Below are 19,743 nucleotides of genomic sequence, written 5' to 3' on the forward strand. Positions count from 1 at the left end.
AAAATTAGTATCTTCCGCTTTTCAGGCAACTGCCGGAGAAGGTGATGTATTCGAAATTTTGCCTATTTATTCAGGAGATTATGCCGGAAAAATAGCTATCAAGCGTAAAGCTACTACAGCTAAAAATGCCTTTAATCCAACAGGAGGTTCAAACGCAGGTAACCCAATCGGCGAGTTTCAGCTTTATGATGGTGGCTGTGCTATCAGATTCGTAAAAAAAGAAGAACCGATAATAGATGCTACAGTGTCAGATTTAAATTTTGGCAATGTGACTCTTAACTTGAATTCAGAAACAAAAGAAATAATAATCACAGGACTTGATTTAAAAGAAAATATTTCTTACGAAGTTACAGGTACCGATAAAGATTTGTTTACTGTGACCGAAAAAGCATGGGATGCAACAACAGGCGGAACGCTGGCTGTGAAAATTATTCCAATCGAGGAAAAAACATATACAGCCAATCTTGTTTTAACATCGGGAGAGGCTACTAAAACAATCGTTTTGAAAGCAGTAGGTGAAACATCTCCTGTAACAATAAGTCCTGCTGATGGAAGTGCAGATGTTTGGTATTATATCGAAAACGGGCATAGTGCCGACGGTAACTCCAGTAGCAAAGCAGGAAAATACATTGCAGACCAAGACGGACGGTTCTGTACTCTGCTTACTTATAATGGAACTGAAAAGCAGTGTGGCGACTTTTTGAGGCCTACAGGCACTCCTCGTAACGCACAATTGTGGAAAGTAGTTGCCGGCACTAATGCAGGTTGCTGCAAGTTGATAAATAAAGATGGCAATACATTTACATATGGAACTTCGGGAACAACCGACGAGTTCAAAATAAAGATGTTTAAGGCAAATGCCGATGGCGATGGCGTTATAACCGACATACCTATTAATACTACTTACACTACTATTCAACGATATGGAAGCACCAGCTATATTGGAGAAACAGGAGCAGCTGATAATTTTGTTCTTACAGAAGCAGCAGCTCCGCCTTACTATTGGTCAAGTACAGGATTGAATGGGAGCCCTCGTGCATGGCGTTTTGTGGAACAAGCCGAGTTGGACGATTTTTATGTAAATTCGTATGAATCCATATCAAGCACCAACGAAATTGTAAAATGGTATCGTATTAAAAGTTTGAATAAAGCAGGAGGTACCAATAACGGTTTGTACGAAAAATACTTAACATGGGATGGAACAGCTTTTGCTTTGGGCGATAAAGATGAAAGCGAGGCTTCTCAGCTATTCGGCTTTATAAAGAAAAACGATTATTCAACATCCGGTCTCAAAGGCACCACTTACAATATATACTCAAAAGAAGCTGATTCGTATCTCCGTGTGACTTCTACTACTGTTGCCGATTCGCCTCTCATTACGGGCGATGCTACCGAATGGATAATGGCACACGTATATTCCCCCGCTATAAGTAACTCCAAGGGGTCGAACCTACAGGCCAATATCCGCACAGGTTCCAGAGGTTCCAGTTCGGGCTTAGGTAGTACAACTTTCCTTACCAGTGCTTTAAAACTGGAAAAGCCTAATTATCCGTCTGGTGCTTCTAAAACAAATGAAAATACAAGCGACAGTAAATTTGCATGGGAATTTGAGTTGGCCACATTTACAGTGGAGGTAACAAAAGGAGACAATGCTACAATAACTTCTACTACTACATCCACAACATGTGATTCGGGAGATCCGTTTACTGTTACTTACAGTGTAACAAACGGATATATTCCGGTGATAACGATTAACAGCGAGCTAAGCTCTAATGTTGGTACTACTTCGGATAACATAAACTATACGTTTACAATAGATAATATTGCGGCAAATACCATTATCAACATTTCAGCCGAAGCACCGAACACCGTAACTTTCAATTTGACAAATGCACCCGGTGTTACAATAACATCTCCCACACCACTTACAGACAACAAGTATATTGCCGGTACTAGCTTGGGAATAGAGATTACGTTGGATGATGCTTACGAACAGTTGACAGTTGTTGGCGATGCTAATTCAACCGTAGAGCTACCTGTATTTTTAGGAAACAACAAATACACTGTTGCTGTACATAGCATAACAGGCGACACAGAACTTACGTTCACAACTAGTATGATTACATTCGATATCAGTACAAGCAAGCTTACAGGTGTTACCTTTGTAAATGCTCCTGCCACTGTGAATTATGATGATACATACGAACTTACATTCACATTGGAAAACGACTATCACCTGCCTCATGTTAGTGTTGACGGAGTTTTCGACCACAGCTTTACCGAACAATCGGGAACATATACCGTAACACTAAGCAATGTAAAAGCAAATAGAACAATTTCGGTAGGTGCATTCCCAAAAAATGTGATTCCGGTAACGGCCGACACCTATGTAAGTGGAACAAGTACAGGCTCTAACTATTTTACGAATAAAGAATTGAATGTTCAGCAATATCGGTCAGAGAGTGCAACTAGTAGCCATAATCGTAGAAGCTATCTGGAATTTAATACTCCGTCGGATATTTCGGCATATAACAAAGTTACATTACGACTATTTGTACAAAGGAGACAATATCTCTCTCAAACATCAAAAATAGAGGCAAGAACGGTTACCTCAAGCCTGCCTATTGCGGATATGACATGGACGAAGAATAACGAAGATAATCTCAATAAATTGGGCACAGTTCTTTCAAACGAAGTAACTATTGCTTCGGAAACAGCAGCCGGTTCTCCTATAAACATAGAGTTATACTCCTCTGTTTTTGAGAATTTAGGTAATACGCTTCGTTTGCAAGTTGCCGGAATTTACGTAAATGGGGGCGACGGATTTACTTATTTCCACTCGATGGAAGGTGCTGCTGAGACTGACTTAAGCTACATGCCTGTATTGATATTCGAAAAAGTAGAGGTAACAGACGAATGGATTGGTGACGATACTTCGGATGGTAATTTATGGAACGTTGCAAGCAACTGGAATTCAGGCACTGTACCTCCACCGGCAAGCAATATTACCATCGGCTCATCAGCTGTAGCCGATCTCCATATCAATGGCAAATATACAGCTGCCGACTTTACAAATGCTACAGATCGTAATATTGTAATTTTACCGGATGCAGCGTTTACCATTAGCGGCACTGTAAGCAATACCGGTAGCGGCAAGTTCATAATTAAAGCCGGAGATGCAACTGCATCTACTCCTACCAAAAACGGTAGCCTGATAGTGCCTCCTGCTACAAGTATAAATACCGATGTGGAATTTAAAGTACACCGTGCTACTACAGATGGAAAATACACCCAAAACGAACTTGTATGGCAATACTTCGGTATACCGGTACAGGGACCAGTGCCTGTAATTCCTACTCTGTACAACACTTTCGTACGTAGCTATAATAGCACCAACGACGAAGCACCTTGGACAGTGATGACGAACAGTGACCCTCTAATAGCGGGTATGGGTTATCAGATAGCCGTATGGAATAAATTCAACAACCAGCCATTTACATTTAGCGGCACGCTGAATACTTCGGATGTTGATGTTACATTGCCAAAAACCAATAGCGGATACGTACTAAGCAACCCATTCGCAGCAGGTTTGGATATCCAAAGCGGTATCGATTTTGGCAGTGAACTGGAAAAAGCTGTTTACCTATACCATAGCGGTAGCATGTTAGAGTGGCAAGCATTGGAAGGCCAAGGTCAAGGAACTATAGATGCCGGAGCTACAGCAGCTCCCGGTCAGTACCTCGCGCTTCCAAACGCAACTATGGGTGCAGGCTTCAAACTGCCATCGATGCAAGGATTTGTGGTGTTGCCAGTCAGCACAGGTATGACAGCTGCAAGCAGTGTTAAATTCAAATATAATGCTGTAGCACCTAATAGCACTCACCAACGTGTAGCCCGTGTAGACGACCAAGTGTACAGTAAAATAAGCCTGAGCAGCGACGACCAACTGAAAGACTGCGCATGGATATTTACCGATGCAGCGGCTACCTACGATTACGACAACGGTTACGACGGACGCAAAATGTTTGCTTCGCAAGACCGGGCTCAACTCTACTTCAGCGAAAGAGGAAATGATTGTCAGGTAAATGCACTGCCCAAAATAGAAAACAACGTGATAATGTTTAAACCTGAGGCGGGAGTTGACGAATATACGCTAACATTCAACCACAAGAATCTGGAGACAGAGTATGATGCCTTGTACTTAACCGATACGCAAACCGGCACTACTGTCGACATCACTGCCGAAGGTAGCCAGTACAGCTTTACAGCCGACGGACAAGCTACTGCAGCCAGTGCACGTTTCCAACTGAAACTGACCAACAGTAGCCAAACTACAGGGTTGATAGATGTTTATCAAAGAGATGGTAATATATACATCAACAACTATTCGGGTAAAAAAACAAAGTTGACACTATACGATATCACCGGTTTGCAACTTTACAGCTATACTATCGAAGGTAACGAGAATGTTATTCGTCCTAACCTTACTACAGGTGTTTACTTACTGAATACGGTACAAGGTGACATAGAGGAAACATTTAAAGTATTAATCCAGTAACAACATACAAATTTAATAACAACATGAAAAATATAATGATATTCATATTCGGTGCTTTTATAGGTTATGCTGTTTCAGGGATTCATCCGAAGGCTTATGCCGAAAAAACATCTTATCACAGCTCTGTAGAGCAACAACAGTATAATACATCTACAACGTTGCAGGGACCTCTCAGTACTTTTAAAAGTACCACTCCCTCGCCCGTTGTGGGCAACACAAATGATATGCCTATAGCTCCATCTTCGTCGCTTAGCAGCAATTCGGGCAGCACCATGCAGCTCGACTTCGCAGGAATGTTTTCGTCCGGAACTACCAATGGTGGTGGTTCCAGGCAAGGTGCCATTATTAGCAATGGTGCTGAACTTAATATAAATGTGAACAAAAAAAGGTCGCAGGATATACAGATTGCACAAGCCATGCAGCAAATTCCTAATCTGCCGCTCATTAGCCAGATGAGTTTACAATCGACCAAAGCAGCAAGCAAAGTTGTTAGTGAGAATAGCTATTCGCCACGCAATGAAAATTTCAGTACTATCAGCCAGAGCAATACAGCAGACAGGCTGCGCGATTTCAACACACAGACTAGTTTTTCTCCCGGTAATAGTGGTACAGGAGAAGTTGCCGTGATTACGATGACACAACCGGTAGGTGATGGACTGGTGCTGTTAGTAGTATTCTCGCTGCTGTTTGGTGTATTCAAAGCAAGGAAAATGCTTCGATAGGTTAATTATATACTACAAAGAGTATTAGTAAAAAAGCAAGTGGGAAAAATGGTAAATCATCCATTTTTCCCACTTTTTTTAGGCGTAACTCCGGCAAATTCCATGAGTGCTTAGTTATTATTTCCATCCGAGGGGAGCTGAAGTATTGAGGGGAGTGTAGATATATTTAAAACCGGTATTGTAGCCTGAGGGAGAACACATTGGCTTCTTTCGCATCTACACCGGCTACATTTGCCGTATTTTCAAAATCCACAATATCATAATAGGCTTGTATACGAACGCTTTTGGTAGCCTGCCACAAAATACCGAAACCTATCGTGTTTTTCCATCTTAGAGGTTGTTTCAAACAATAAATTTGTTTGTATAAATATTATATCACAAATATAGTGAAAGGTGAGAGCAATTGGAGAATACTTGTTTTCGCAGAATTGCCGAACCGCATCCTATATTCTACAAATATAGTTAAAAAACGACTTTTAAAACATTTTTAAAGCAAAAGGAAGTATTGAACATACTATAAAAGACATTTATATTTGCATATCTTAAAAAAACAAACTAAAAATACAGAATAGCAACAATTAACCACCTGCACTATGCCACCATAAAATATATCCGATTGCTTTTCTTTCCTATTAAAAAATTTGTAGTTAAATTTGGCTTAGATATAAGAGCTTGTCTAAATTTAGCTTACCTGATAAATTTAGACAACCTCCAAAACTATCCATGCCAATATATTGTTACAGTAAAAATATAAACCATATACAAACGATGGAAACAGATAAATTCTATAATTACTCTCCCGAACAAACCGAACAGCATTTCAAAACAAGCATACATTCAGGGCTCAGCAATAAGGAAGCAAAAGAACGGCTACAGAAAAACGGCTACAACGAGTTTGAAAAGAAAAAGCACAAAAGCCTTATTGCCAAATTCTTCGACCAGTTCAAGAGTTTCATGATTATTGTATTGCTCGTGGCAGCCATCATCTCAGGCGTGGTAGGAGTATTGCACGGCGAAGGATTCAGCGACGCAATCATTATTTTGATAATCGTGATACTGAATGCAGTGATAGGTGTATTTCAGGAAGCAAAAGCCGAAAAATCGCTCGATGCACTCGAAAAAATGTCGTCCCCGCAATGCAAAGTCATCCGCGATGGTCAAACACAGGTAATTGCATCGCGCGAATTGGTAGTTGGCGATATCGTAATACTCGAAACCGGAGATTCTGTCCCCGCCGATATACGCCTGATAGAAGCTATAAACTTAAAACTACAGGAAGCTGCGCTGACAGGCGAATCAGTTCCCGAAGAAAAAATTACACATAAAATAGAAGGAGAAGTATCCTTAGGCGACCGCGACAACATGGCTTATGCATCCAGCAGCGTAACTTACGGACGAGGCAAAGGAATTGTTGTTGCTACAGGCATGCACTCCGAAGTAGGCAAAATAGCCTCGATGATACAGTCAGTTCCCGACACTAAAACACCCATGCAGCAACGTCTGGATAAATTGGGAAAAATTCTTGCTATTGCCGCTTTAAGCATCTGTGTAATAATATTCATCGTTGGCGTATTGTACGGGCGTGATATACTGGATATGTTTATGACTGCGGTGAGCTTGGCTGCCGCTGCCATCCCCGAAGGGCTTCCGGCCGTATCCACCATTGTATTGGCAGTAGGCGTTCAACGCTTGGCCAAACGGAATGCAATAGTACGTAAACTTCCGTCGGTAGAAACATTAGGTAGCACCAGTGTAATATGCTCCGACAAAACAGGAACTCTTACCCAAAACCGTATGACGGTAACAAAAGTTTATGTAAACGGAGAAATACAGGATTTAAACAATATCTCAAAAGAAGAAATAGACACGGATAAAGAGCTGATGACTATATCCATACTTGCCAACGATGCTAAACTTAGCAAAAAGAACGGCAAATGGGAAAGCATTGGCGACCCTACCGAAACTGCCCTTTTGGATATGGGACTGAAATATAATGTGGTAAAAGACGAGATTGAAAAGAACTTACCACGTGTGGCCGAAATCCCGTTCGATTCGGAACGAAAACTGATGAGTACAGTTCATAAAAAAGGAGAAATTCTCACTGTAGCAGTAAAAGGAGGAGTAGACGAGTTGCTCGCGTGCTGCAACAGGATATACGACAGGGGGAAAATCCGCGAGATAACAACGAAAGACAAAAAAGAAATTGCCAATGCCAACCTCCAAATGGCAGAAAACGCATTGCGTGTGCTTGCTATGGCTACTAAAGAGATTAACTCACTTCCCAAGGAGATTACCCCCTCTACTATCGAAACGGAACTTGTATTCGTGGGTATGGTGGGTATGATTGACCCTCCGCGCGAAGAAGTAAAAGCTGCTGTTGAAAAATGCCGCAAAGCAGGCATAAAACCCGTAATGATAACGGGCGACCATAAAATAACAGCAGTAGCCATTGCTAAATCGCTCGGAATCATGGACGACAACGACAAAGCGCTGACGGGTATTGATGTAGAAAAAATGTCGGACGAAGATTTACAAGCCAATGCCAATCAAATTGCCGTTTACGCCCGTGTATCGCCCGAACATAAAGTGCGTATCGTGAAAGCGTTTCAGGCAAACAGTAATATCGTTGCCATGACGGGCGACGGTGTTAATGACGCTCCGGCTTTGAAACTGGCCGACATAGGCGTAGCAATGGGAATTACAGGAACCGACGTATCGAAAGAAGCGGCCGACGTAGTGCTTACCGACGACAATTTTGCCACCATAGTGTCAGCCGTGGAAGAAGGACGCCGTATATACGACAATATACTGAAAGCAATACAATTCCTGCTTTCGACTAATATCGGTGAAATTCTGGTGCTTTTCGTAGCTGTGATGGCAAACTGGGTATCTCCCCTCCTACCTATTCATATCTTATGGATTAACCTTGTGACCGACAGCCTACCCGCGCTTGCTCTAAGTGTAGAACCGGCCGAAGGAGATATTATGGAGCGTAAGCCCATCGACTCGCGTAAAGGCATCATGACAAGACCTTTCACCATACGTATTTTTCTGCAAGGTATACTGATAGCCTTATTGACACTTACGGCTTACAACATTGGGGTACACAGCAGCGTGGAGGTAGCTCAAACAATGACGTTCGCGACACTGGCTTTCTCGCAGATGGTTATTATATTCGGAATACGTACAGGCAACCACTCTGCATTCAAAGGCATATTTAAAAACAAGCACCTGCTTGGCGCTATTGCGATAGTATTTCTATTAATGCTGGTTGTACTCTTTATACCGTCATTAGGAGAGATATTCCATGTTGTAAAACTTACCGCCACACAATGGTGGTGGGTAGCAGGACTATCGTTAGCACCGCTTCCGGTTACTGAAATCGCCAAGTTGATACGAAAAATATTCAGCAAAAAACAAAATAGGAAGTAATCTACAGAGACTATAAAACACGTTTAGCTATCGGCAACAATTGAATGCTGATAGCCCTGAATAGACTAAAGAATCAAGATGAAAGAAATAAGAATGAGGAAAACGGTGAAAGGGAAAAGTATAAAGTTACTTAATTGACTCTTACTCCCTACTTCTTATCTCAAACTTGTAACTCGTAACTATTAACTTTTGTCTCATCGGATTTGCAATCCGATGATATACTAATAACGGATTTTAAAATCCGTAGATAATAGCTTTCGGATTGCAAATCCGAAAGTATAAAGGCATTACCCGTAAAGCGGACTTGAAGCCGCTATACAGAACGGAAACAAATAATAATTAAACATTAATAATTAACCCCGTGTCTTGGTGTCTCCGTGTTTAAAGAATAATAATTAAGCATTAACAACTAATAATTTATTGTTCACTCAATAAATCCTCCACCCAGCACTTTACCGTTGCGGTAGAATACGGCAGTTTGTCCGGGAGCAATGGATTCGAGTGGCTCAGCAAGTTCCACTTTCATCCGGTTGTTTCCGGCAAATATTATTCTACTCAAAGTGTTTTGTTTGCGGTAGCGTATCCGGGTGATGGTGTCGAAATTGGGAGAAAATAAATTTTTATCGACCACATTGAAATCGCGGACATAAAATTCGGTTTGGTACAGGCTTTTTAGCGGAGCAAGTACCACTTCGTTTGTCTGTGTACGGATTTCTTTTACAAACACGGCGCGATTGAGGTAAATAAGCCCCCGGCGTTGTCCTACAGTATAGAGCGGATAACCTTGGTGCTGTCCAAGTATATTGCCTTCCTCGTCAACGAAATTGCCGGGGAAAATGTATTTTTTATAATCTTTGAGGTATTCACGAAGGAAGTCGCGGTAATCGCCCGAACAGAAACAAACTCCGAGACTGTCTTTTTTATTTGCTACCGATTCAAATCCCCGTTCTTGAGCAAACCGGCGTACCTGTGTCTTTGTTAGGTTTCCTAACGGAAATATGATTCGTGATAATTGCTCCTGCCGCAATCCCCAAAGAAAAAACGACTGGTCTTTGTCCCGATCTACTCCTTCGGAGATAAAATAATGGCTGTTTTCTTTTACGATATTTACATAATGCCCCATCGAAACAAAGTCGCAACCAAGTCTGTCGGCTTCCTGAAAAATCAGTTCCCATTTCAACTCGTTGTTGCATTTTGCACAAGGAAACGGAGTACGCCCTGCAAGGTATTCGCCAACGAAATACTGTACGATTTTTTCTCTGAACACTTCTCTTGCATCGTAAACAATATGTTTTATTCCAAGCCGATGGGCAAGCGATATGGCATCTTGTAGATGTGTGTTTTCTTCCTCTTCCCAAAAGCGAAACGTGATTCCGGTGACTTCGTAACCTTGCTGTAATAAAATCATGGCAGCAACCGAGCTATCGGTGCCGCCACTCATGCCAAGCAAAACGCTTTGTTTCATATTGCAGTTACAGTCCCTGAATCTTGATTCTCAACCATTAAAAAGGCAGATCGCTTCCGTCGTTGCTGCTTGCATCTTCGGGGTTGAACGGAGGGAACTGACCTACAGGCGGTGGAGGTGCTACGTTTTGGTCTTTTTTTGCAACCTTCCATGCGCGGATTGTTGTGTACCAGCGTCCGTTGTACTCGCGGCTTTCGATGTCGAAACTAACTTCTACGTCGTCGCCTATAGCTATAGAGAATTGGTCGATGCGGTCGTTAAATAAGTTGAAGCATACTTTGCGCGGATATTGGTCGTAAGTTTCCAATACATAATCTTGCGAACGCCATGTTCCGTTTTTACCCTCGCCTGTTGCAAGAGGCAAAACGGCAATAATTTTTCCTGAAATTTCCATATCTGTCTAAATCTTTTTTTATAATCAAGCAAAGGTAATTATTAATTAAGAACTGACCAAGTTACTTCATATTTTGAAAAATATTTTGGAGTTTTTTTGAACGTATAATAATTTCTTTGTGAAAAAAATCAACAGTTTCTTACTCTATAATTGAAAACCGGAATTCGCAGATATGATAATACGTCTCGCCTGCGCGAAGTATATATGCGGGAAAAGCAGGTTGGTTAATGCCGTCGGGATAATGCATGGTTTCCATGCAGAATCCCGCACGGTTTCCGTATTCTTTTCCGCCTTTTCCTGTTTTTGGCGACGATGATTTAGATGTGTAAAAATGCAGGCAGGGCTGGTTAGTAAAAACATCCATTTTTCTTCCGCTATTAGGGTCGTAAATGCCGGCTGCAAAAGACAGTTCTTCTCCCCCTTTTTTATCGATTACCCAAGTGTGGTCGTAGCCTTTCGCATATTGTATCTGTGGGAATGAGCTATTTATACCATCCCCTACACGCTTGTATGTTCTGAAATCGAAGGGAGTGCCTGCCACCGTGTTTATTTCGCCCGTATTAATAGTAGTTGGCAATATAGGTAGGTAAGCGGCCGAATTGATTTCTAATATATGGTTTTCTACATTGCCGTTACCAGCCCCTGCCAGATTGAAAAATGAGTGGTGAGTCAGGTTTACAAGCGTAGGTTTGTCGGTGGTTGCGTCGTAGGTTATCCGAAAAATATTTTCATCAGTAAGTTCATACTTCATTATTGTTTTCAGTGTACCCGGATAGCCTTCTTCGCCATCGGCCGATGTGTATTGAAGCGTTATGCTATTCTTATTATGCTCCAGTACATCCCATACCACTTTGTCGAATCCCTTGTAGCCACCGTGCGAATGAAAGTTTCGTTCGTTAACCTGACGAAGTTTGTAAGCATTGCCGTCTATTTCAAACTGCCCGCCACTTATTCTACCAGCTACACGGCCTACCACCGAGCCTGTCATTTTTTTTATGGGGTTCAGATAGTCGGCTAAACTGTCGTAACCAAGTATAATATCGTCGGAATTGTTGTTTTTGTCTTTCACATAAAACGAAACCACTTTTGCCCCATAGTTGCACACGGTCATTTCCATTCCGTTTTTATTTGTCAGCAAGTAGAGATTTACAGGTTTTCCGTCAATTTCTCCGGCGAAATTTTCAGGATTTAATTTTGGTGCCTGAACAGGATTGTTGCACCCTGTAAAAACCAGTAACAGAATGAGGTAAGATAAGAGAATATATTGTTTCATATTGGTTGTGCGTGTCAAAATTATTTATCGTTTATGCCAGAGCTCTGTTTTACAAAAAAACAATGATTTGATTTTTTTAATGGGTAATTTCTGACAGAAAAAGGACATATTTAACCACAACCCTGCAAATTGTAATCTCCATTTTGCAATTCTGAGAAATTACATAATTAGTTTTAAAGTATTTTTGTCAAATAGGTATGAAATTTGTAATTTTGCAGCGGATTTCAGAAACTTAATTTTAAAACAAAAATAAAATGATTAAAGTAGGTATTAATGGTTTTGGTCGCATCGGACGTTTAGTATTCCGTGCCGCTCAAGAAAGAAACGACATTCAAGTTGTTGCAGTAAATGACCCATTCTTGGATCTTGACTATTTGATTTACATGTTGAAATACGATACAGTACATGGCAGATTTAACGGTACTGCAGAAAACAAAGACGGCAAACTTTTTGTAAACGGTAAAGAAGTTGCTTTCTACACTTCTATGAATCCTGAAGAAATTGCATGGGGAAAAGCTGGTGCTGACTATGTGGTTGAATCTACAGGTGTTTTCACTACTACTGAAAAAGCAAGCGCTCACATCAAAGGTGGTGCAAAGAAAGTAATTATCTCTGCTCCTTCTGCCGACGCTCCTATGTTCGTTTGCGGTGTTAACCTTGATGCTTACACTAAAGACATGGACGTTGTTTCTAACGCTTCTTGTACTACTAACTGTTTGGCTCCTTTAGCTAAAGTTATCAATGATAAATTTGGTATCGTTGAAGGTTTGATGACAACTGTTCACGCTGCTACTAATACTCAAAAAACTGTTGACGCTCCATCTAAAAAAGACTGGAGAGGTGGCCGTTCTATCTTAGGAAACATCATCCCTTCTTCTACAGGTGCTGCTAAAGCTGTAGGTAAAGTTATCCCTGCGTTGAACGGTAAACTTACAGGTATGTCAATGCGTGTTCCTACTGCTGACGTATCAGTGGTTGACCTGACAGTACGTTTGGAAAAATCAGCTACTTACGACGAAATCAAAGCTGCTGTAAAAGCTGCTTCTGAAAACGAAATGAAAGGTATCCTTGGTTATACTGAAGATTCAGTTGTATCAAGCGACTTTATCACCGATCCACGTACTTCTATCTTCGATGCAGGTGCAGGTATCGCGTTGAACGGTAACTTTGTAAAACTTGTTAGCTGGTACGACAATGAGTGGGGTTATTCAAACAAAGTGTTGGATCTTATCGCACATATGGATACTGTAAAATAAGTTTCTTATTTTATGATATAACGCAAAACGAGCCGGACTTCTCCGGCTCGTTTTTGTTTGTAATCCCAAAAGATAACTACTCGATACAGAGGCAGTTATCTTTTTTTATGTTTTTACTGAAAATAGTCAATCCCTTTGACATATCTTTCTTGGCTTCCTCAATGCCTTACAGTTGGGTTGTTAGTGCAGCACGTTCAGTATAATTTAGTTGCGGCAAACGTACTCCACCGGTATTACTTATCAGTTCTAAGAGAGAGTAATTCTCCGGTTCTTTATCAGCCCCGATAGTTACCTGTGCATTCGCATTAAAAATAAAAAACGAAAATTGAAAAATACAGACGAAAAAAAATGTCTGACGAAAAAATTGTTTTCTGTTCATGAGTTGATAATGTTTAATTGTTAGTTATTAATTATTATTTAGTTTTTAAAAACACGGAGACACTAAGACACTGAGATTGTTTTCTTCGGAAGCCGCTGGGTATGTGTAGTAAATATCCCACAAAGCCACACAAAGAAAAACACGGAGCTTCGCCAGAGGTAAAAAACTCTCTGTGAAACTCCGTGAACGGCTCTGTGTGGCTCTGTGAAACACACAACCAACATTCATTATACATGAATAGAAAACAAGGGAATACAAACAACGGTAGGGGCGAAAAATCTTTCGACCTATAATAGTTNCAAACATTTTAACGTTTGCAAAAGCATTTTTTTGAGGTGTTATTTGCTGAGAGAAAGTCATATTGCATTAAAAAAGACAAAAAGAACAAAAGATAAAGGACAAGACTTATAGCTTGTAGCTGATAACTTGTAGCTAACTAAATCATTCCTCTTTTTTGCTCGAAGAATGTGAAAACAAAAGTAAGACACTTACAAATCTATCACAAACTTTTAACGGTTAAACACATACTTTCGGAACTTAGGCGAAAACATTTTACTCAGAGTGTTAACCTATTAATATGCTGTGCAAGATACTCTTGTTCCGTTTGTCCGGGAGTAGGAATAAATTCGGCCTTATCCAAGCAACCCAATACGTGTAAATCCATGATGGTGGAATAGCCCGAACGTGATACAATCTTTTTAGCTCCCAACAGAATCGCGGCTAATTCTTCATCCTCTGTATGAGATACAATAGTTACACCGTTTATATGCTGTACAACCTTCTTTTCCTGCGGTTGTCCTTGTACAATTAAGGTCTTTCCCGACACGTTTGCAAAACGGGTAATCATGTTCTCCTCAAATATCGAGCGTTGTGGCTCTACTCCGGAAAGAATAACCACAGTTTCATATTCTCGGTTCGGGCTTATCCCATTTAGCAAACTAAAACGCGACAATGCTCCTATAAACCCGGCATTAGCCGGTAAAGGGTATTTATGCGACAAATCGCCTGAAAGATTCTTCTCGCCCCGTAAGTCGGGAATCCAACATTCATCGTATTTCAATATAAAAAAACGATGAAGCCGCCACACCACCGATTCCATAAACCTCAAAGCCTTTGGCATTTTAACCATTAGCTGGTGAGTAATGTAAACCGATTTTGTATTGCTGCTCCAAAGCCCGAAGCGATTATCTGAGATAACCATATCAAAATGCTCTGTTGCTTGTATTCTCTTTAGCCATTGGTGTTCGGCTACTATTTTACGTACTATCGCAGGGAAACACCGCAGCATAGCAAATACCTGCGATTTACCCTTTGAATAGGATATAGGATAAGAAGAATATTCGATATAAGGGAGATTGGGAAATTCTTGTTGAAGAAATTGGAGGGGGAAGCCATCAGCAGCTACCGTTACGCTATCACCCTTATCTATCAGCCGCCTGATGATTGGGACACAGCGTGTAGCGTGCCCTAAACCCCAGTTCAACGGACAAATAAGGACTTTCATATTCTCTAATAGTTACAAGTTACTTCGTCCTTCGGACAGTTACGAGTTACAAGGTAAAAGTATTTTTCCCTTTATCTTTTTACTCTATCTTCCCCTTCTTACTTTTACCTTTCAACTTACCAATAAACTCTTTCACCCTGCTACCGAAATATCAAAACCTCTCTGACGTACTCTGTTGGCAATAGAATTTAATTCGTCCAACGAGATACGCTCAATGTTCTCGATAGGCGTTTTACGGTCGAGCGTATAAATCATCACTTGCGAAGGGCGTATTTGCTCCAACGCGTTGAGCCAAGCCGTGATTTCCTCGTCAGTGGTATTATCAAACTTTTCGCCCTTATGCTCACCCCGTGTAAACATGGTTTGAATAATCAACTTACCATTAAACTGTTTAAAATGTTCAATCAGCCAATCTACCGTCAGGTTTTTATCTTTCCCTACAGGCTGGTCTAACAATTGGTAAGTCCTATCTATAGCCGAGTCGAATTTCAGTATATTATTATCTACTTTCAGAAGCGCATTGAATACCTCCGGCTTGCCAATACGCGTAGAATTAGACAGCACACTGACCTTTGCCTCAGGATAAAACTTATTACGCAATTCTATTGTATCATCAATAATACCGGCAAAATCGGCATGCAGGGTAGGCTCGCCATTTCCGGCAAAGGTAATGACATCCAAAGGCTCCGAAGATGCCCGCATATCCTCCAGTTTCGCCCCCAACATCTGCTTTACCTGCTCACGTGTAGGTATAGGAGCTTCGCGCATAGTGGTATTAAACCCGCACTCGCAATAGATACAATTATACGAACAGATTTTCGCATCAATAGGCAACAGATTAACCCCCAGCGAGATGCCCAACCTCCGGCTACGGATAGGCCCGAATATTACTTGGTCAAACAAAATCATCTTTAAATAATTATTAATTGTTAATTTTCAATGATTATCAAGTATTAATAAAAAATCTGATAATCATTACGACAACAATTTGTAGGTGTTTTTTAAAAGTATGCTCATGCCTGAAAAGGCTGACTTTTCAAGTCATTATACTTTTTAAAATGCATCCAACGATTTAATCATTAATAATTGATAATTAATAACTAACATCATTCTGCCCTGAGCAGCCGCCCTGTTTGTTCGTCAATGTATACCTTAGCATTTTCTTTTTGTAAATACGCTTGCGGAACCGGTACTACATGTCCGAACTGTGGCATAACAAACTCACCACTAAAGAAAATATTGCGTCCGTCGCCTACGTTTATTTTCGCTTCGGCAGGTAGCAACGAATATATTTGCAATGCTTCCGAAACACCTTTTTTCTTCGTTTTCTTTGTCTCCTCTATACGGTATGTTTTAATTGTCTGAGGTATTACGTCGATGTAATAAGGAGAGCCACTTAAATCTGCGGCCGACACCAATCCGCTTAAAGACGAAATACGGAACAGCACTTCACCTTTCATTTCGGCCGACGGAGTAAGGTAAATAGTATGTTTTTGCACCTCAGTAACAGACGTACCTGTAAAAAGTTCGGTCAACTGCCTTTCGAGACGATTCATCTCACTAAGCATTACTTTAAAAGATTCTCCATCGGCAGGAAAATGCTCCACATCGGCAGCAAGTAATGCCAAGCGGCTTTCTCTGATACGGTAGATTTGTTTGGCAGCACCCTCAGCCATTTTAGCGGTAGAACCTGCAAGCATATATTCCTCAGTCAATGGAAGAGGTTTTGTCGTTCTTTTCTTCGGCTCGGCGTTGTTCTTATTTTTATCACAATCCGAAACGCCCTCCTTACACGGAACATCCACTCCGCAAAGCAAGCCTTTTTCGTTTACCGATAGGCGGCTCAGCACTCCATTTTCTGAAGAAACGGCGTATGTCCTGTCGGGGTCGGCAATGGCACGTGTTTTTACATTCACGCTTTTCAGACGGAAAGAGTTTTTTTCTTCTGTAATCACATCTTTAGTAGCAAGATAGCGTTCCGAATAGCGAAAAAACTCACCCGGTTTCTGTAGCGTCTTTTCCAGTTCTACCTCAATGCAAAGTTCCGTTTTAGGAAGTGAATACACTATAACGGGCTCGTCCTGTGGCAACGAGAAACTTGCCTGCGAAAACATCATTGCACAGCATGTTAGCAAAAAAGCAAAAATAAAAAACAGCTTTTTCATATTTAGTCTATTTAAGTAAAAGGGTGAAAGTAGAAAGGAAAAAGGTGAAAGATAAAAGTAAAAAACATTTTTTACTCACATGACGCATAGTAGAAATTGCTTATAAGCTATGTGTCATGAAAATATGAACTTTCACCTTTTACCTTTCTACTTTTTACTTATTTTTTCTTCTTAGCCGGTGTTCTTTTTTTCTTTTTACCACCATCTTCCATTTGCTCCTTAATCATAGCCCTGATCTGCTCTTCGGTCAAAGACTTGGGGTCGGTGTCTTTAGGAATCTTGTAGTTGTTCTTTTCGAACGAAATATAAGGGCCAAAGCGGCCGTTCAAAACCTGAATCTCATCATTCTCGCCAAAAGAATTAATCAGGCGGTTTTTTTCCACTTCTCTTTTTTCTTCAATAATTTCTATTGCCCTTGCAGCCGTCACTTCGCCCGGCTCATCCGTTTTCGGCAAAGAGTAGAATTTGCCTTTATGCCGGATATAAGGACCAAAACGACCTATCGCTACCTGCATATCCTCGTTTTCATATTCTCCCAGACTACGAGGGTATTCAAATAGTTTCAACGCTTCTTCATACGAAATTGTTTCGATAGACTGGGTTTTAAGCAACGAGGCAAAAGTTGGTTTTTCTTCTTCCTCTACTGTACCTATCTGAGCAATAGGCCCATACTTTCCTATTTTCACTGAGAGCTGACGGCCTGTTTTGGGGTCGGTACCCAAAATGCGCTCGCCCACCTGACGTTCTGAGTTTTTAATAGTATCTTCGACCAACGGATGAAAATCCTTGTAAAACTTGTCTATCGAGGCTGTCCATTCTATATCACCTTCGGCAATGTGGTCAAACTCCTTCTCAACATTCGCCGTGAAATTGTAATTCAGGATGTTAGGGAAATACTCTATCAGAAAATCGGTTACTACCATGCCGATGTCTGTAGGGAAGAGTTTACTTTTCTCAGCCCCGTAATTTTCCAATTTGGTTTGGTCGGTAATTTTTCCTTTTTTCAGTGTCAACAGGTTATATTCCCTCTTTTCGGCCTGACGGTTTTCTTTTTCCACATATTTCCTCTGCTGAATGGTAGAAATTGTAGGAGCATAAGTAGAGGGACGCCCTATTCCGAGCTCTTCCAGTTTTCGCACAAGGCTGGCCTCAGTGTATCGCGGCGGATGCTGCGAAAACCGTTGTTGCGCCACCACCTCGTCAACGCTAAGTTTCTCCCCTTTTTTCATTGCCGGAAGCAGAGATTCATCTTGTGCGTCAGGCTCATCGTCGGTCGACTCTATGTAAACATTGAGAAAACCGTCAAACACGATAACCTCACCTGTTGTTATAAACTGGTATTTAGACCCCGAAATATCTATATGGATTATTGTTTTTTCAAGCTCGGCATCAGCCATTTGCGAGGCTATCGTACGCTTCCAAATCAACTCGTACAAGCGTTTTTCATTAGCATTGGCACCTACCGAGTGCTTATTCATATAAGTAGGGCGGATAGCCTCGTGCGCTTCCTGCGCTCCTTTCGACTTGGTGGTAAACTTGCGTATTTTTACATACTTCTCGCCCACCATGCTTATAATTTCGCTTTTGGAGGTATTCAGTGCCAAATCCGAAAGGTTAACCGAGTCGGTACGCATATAGGTGATGTTACCTTCTTCATATAAACGTTGCGCAATCGACATCGTTTGCGCAACCGAAAATCCCAGCTTACGGGATGCTTCCTGCTGTAGGGTAGAAGTGGTAAAAGGAGGTGCAGGTGTCTTTTTTATTGGTTTTTTCTCAATATCGCTAATGTTAAAATCAGACGACTGACATAACTCCAGAAATTTTAAGGCTTCTGCTTTTGTCGAAAAACGATTGTTAAGTTCTGCTTTCAACTGTACCGGATGCCCGTCTTTATCAACAGAGGTAAACACTGCATTTACGCGATACGATGCCTCAGGCTTAAAATTCTGAACTTCGCGCTCGCGCTCCACTATAAGGCGCACTGCAACAGACTGTACGCGCCCTGCCGAGAGCGATGGCCTGACCTTGCGCCACAAAACCGGCGACAGTTCGAAACCCACTATACGGTCGAGTACACGGCGTGCCTGTTGTGCATTCACCAGATTTATATCAATACTACGCGGATGTTCGATAGATTTTAAGATTGCATCCTTTGTTATTTCATGAAACACTATCCGGCGGGTTTTGTCCGGCTCCAGTCCCAATTCTTCGTACAAGTGCCATGCTATAGCCTCTCCCTCACGGTCCTCATCGGATGCCAGCCATACGATATCGGCTTCTTTTACTGCTTTTTTTAGTTCTGTTACAATCTTTTTTTTATCTTTGGATACTTCGTATTTAGGTGTGTAGTTGTTTTCAAAATCGATATTAATTCCTTTATCCGGGAGGTCCCGCACATGCCCAAAACTGGACATAACATGGAAGTTTTTTCCAAGAAACTTCTCTATGGTCTTCGCCTTTGCGGGCGACTCCACAATCACAAGGTTTTTAGACATAAAATTTTGTTCTCTATTACTGAATGAATGTTGTTGTTGGTGCAAAAATAAGAAAAATAGATTGTTACCTTCCAATTTTTCAAATCATTATTTTTTA

Annotated in this window: 13 protein-coding genes; 4 read left to right on the plus strand and 9 right to left on the minus strand. The window is 41.1% G+C overall.

Annotated elements, in window-relative coordinates; genetic code table 11:
- Together D0T49_RS04935 and D0T49_RS04940 are read left to right on the plus strand one after the other, a co-directional pair.
- On the plus strand, window positions 1-4,558 hold a 4,558-nt coding region (locus D0T49_RS04935), incomplete at its 5' end, for a T9SS type A sorting domain-containing protein (protein WP_163629482.1).
- 23 nt (window positions 4,559-4,581) lie between these two features.
- Window positions 4,582-5,280, plus strand: coding sequence for a hypothetical protein (locus D0T49_RS04940; protein ID WP_163629483.1), 699 nt, complete (start codon window positions 4,582-4,584; stop codon window positions 5,278-5,280).
- Window positions 5,281-5,446: 166 nt separating this feature from the next.
- Here the strand turns inward: D0T49_RS04940 and D0T49_RS04945 are convergent, their stop codons facing one another.
- Window positions 5,447-5,626 (minus strand): hypothetical protein, encoded by a 180-nt coding sequence (locus tag D0T49_RS04945; RefSeq protein WP_163629484.1) that lies wholly within the window; start codon window positions 5,624-5,626, stop codon window positions 5,447-5,449.
- A 422-nt stretch (window positions 5,627-6,048) separates the two neighbouring features.
- Here D0T49_RS04945 and D0T49_RS04950 point away from each other — a divergent pair, with 422 nt between their 5' ends.
- Window positions 6,049-8,712 carry a calcium-translocating P-type ATPase, PMCA-type gene (locus tag D0T49_RS04950; RefSeq protein WP_163629485.1) on the plus strand — a complete coding sequence of 888 codons (2,664 nt, stop codon included), beginning with the start codon at window positions 6,049-6,051 and terminating at the stop codon, window positions 8,710-8,712.
- Between the two features lie 424 nt (window positions 8,713-9,136).
- Here D0T49_RS04950 and mnmA read toward each other — a convergent pair whose 3' ends face one another.
- From mnmA to D0T49_RS04965, 3 genes are all read right to left on the minus strand, one after another.
- Entirely contained in the window at window positions 9,137-10,177 is a 1,041-nt protein-coding gene (gene mnmA / locus D0T49_RS04955; protein WP_163629486.1) for a tRNA 2-thiouridine(34) synthase MnmA, read from the minus strand.
- A gap of 37 nt (window positions 10,178-10,214) precedes the next feature.
- A complete protein-coding gene (locus D0T49_RS04960) occupies window positions 10,215-10,571 on the minus strand; it encodes a DUF3127 domain-containing protein (protein ID WP_163629487.1) in 357 nt (118 codons plus the stop codon).
- 139 nt (window positions 10,572-10,710) lie between these two features.
- Complete coding sequence (locus D0T49_RS04965; protein WP_163629488.1) at window positions 10,711-11,844, minus strand: aldose epimerase family protein; 1,134 nt, start codon at window positions 11,842-11,844, stop codon at window positions 10,711-10,713.
- 254 nt (window positions 11,845-12,098) lie between these two features.
- Between D0T49_RS04965 and gap the strand changes: the two genes are divergently transcribed.
- Complete coding sequence (gene gap / locus D0T49_RS04970) at window positions 12,099-13,100, plus strand: type I glyceraldehyde-3-phosphate dehydrogenase (protein WP_163629489.1); 1,002 nt, start codon at window positions 12,099-12,101, stop codon at window positions 13,098-13,100.
- A 166-nt stretch (window positions 13,101-13,266) separates the two neighbouring features.
- On the opposite strand, the gene D0T49_RS04975 is transcribed toward gap, so the two are convergent.
- The 5 genes from D0T49_RS04975 to topA form a co-directional block, all read right to left on the minus strand.
- Window positions 13,267-13,479, minus strand: coding sequence for a hypothetical protein (locus D0T49_RS04975; protein ID WP_163629490.1), 213 nt, complete (start codon window positions 13,477-13,479; stop codon window positions 13,267-13,269).
- Between the two features lie 556 nt (window positions 13,480-14,035).
- Window positions 14,036-14,983 (minus strand): glycosyltransferase, encoded by a 948-nt coding sequence (locus tag D0T49_RS04980; protein WP_163629491.1) that lies wholly within the window; start codon window positions 14,981-14,983, stop codon window positions 14,036-14,038.
- A 132-nt stretch (window positions 14,984-15,115) separates the two neighbouring features.
- Complete coding sequence (locus tag D0T49_RS04985; protein WP_163629492.1) at window positions 15,116-15,892, minus strand: radical SAM protein; 777 nt, start codon at window positions 15,890-15,892, stop codon at window positions 15,116-15,118.
- A gap of 197 nt (window positions 15,893-16,089) precedes the next feature.
- A complete protein-coding gene (locus D0T49_RS04990; RefSeq protein ID WP_163629493.1) occupies window positions 16,090-17,148 on the minus strand; it encodes a DUF4831 family protein in 1,059 nt (352 codons plus the stop codon).
- A gap of 158 nt (window positions 17,149-17,306) precedes the next feature.
- Window positions 17,307-19,646 carry a type I DNA topoisomerase gene (gene topA / locus D0T49_RS04995; protein WP_163629494.1) on the minus strand — a complete coding sequence of 780 codons (2,340 nt, stop codon included), beginning with the start codon at window positions 19,644-19,646 and terminating at the stop codon, window positions 17,307-17,309.
- Window positions 19,647-19,743 lie beyond the last annotated feature (97 nt).

The organism is Paludibacter sp. 221 (assembly GCF_010501035.1).
GTDB lineage: Bacteria > Bacteroidota > Bacteroidia > Bacteroidales > Paludibacteraceae > QVMH01.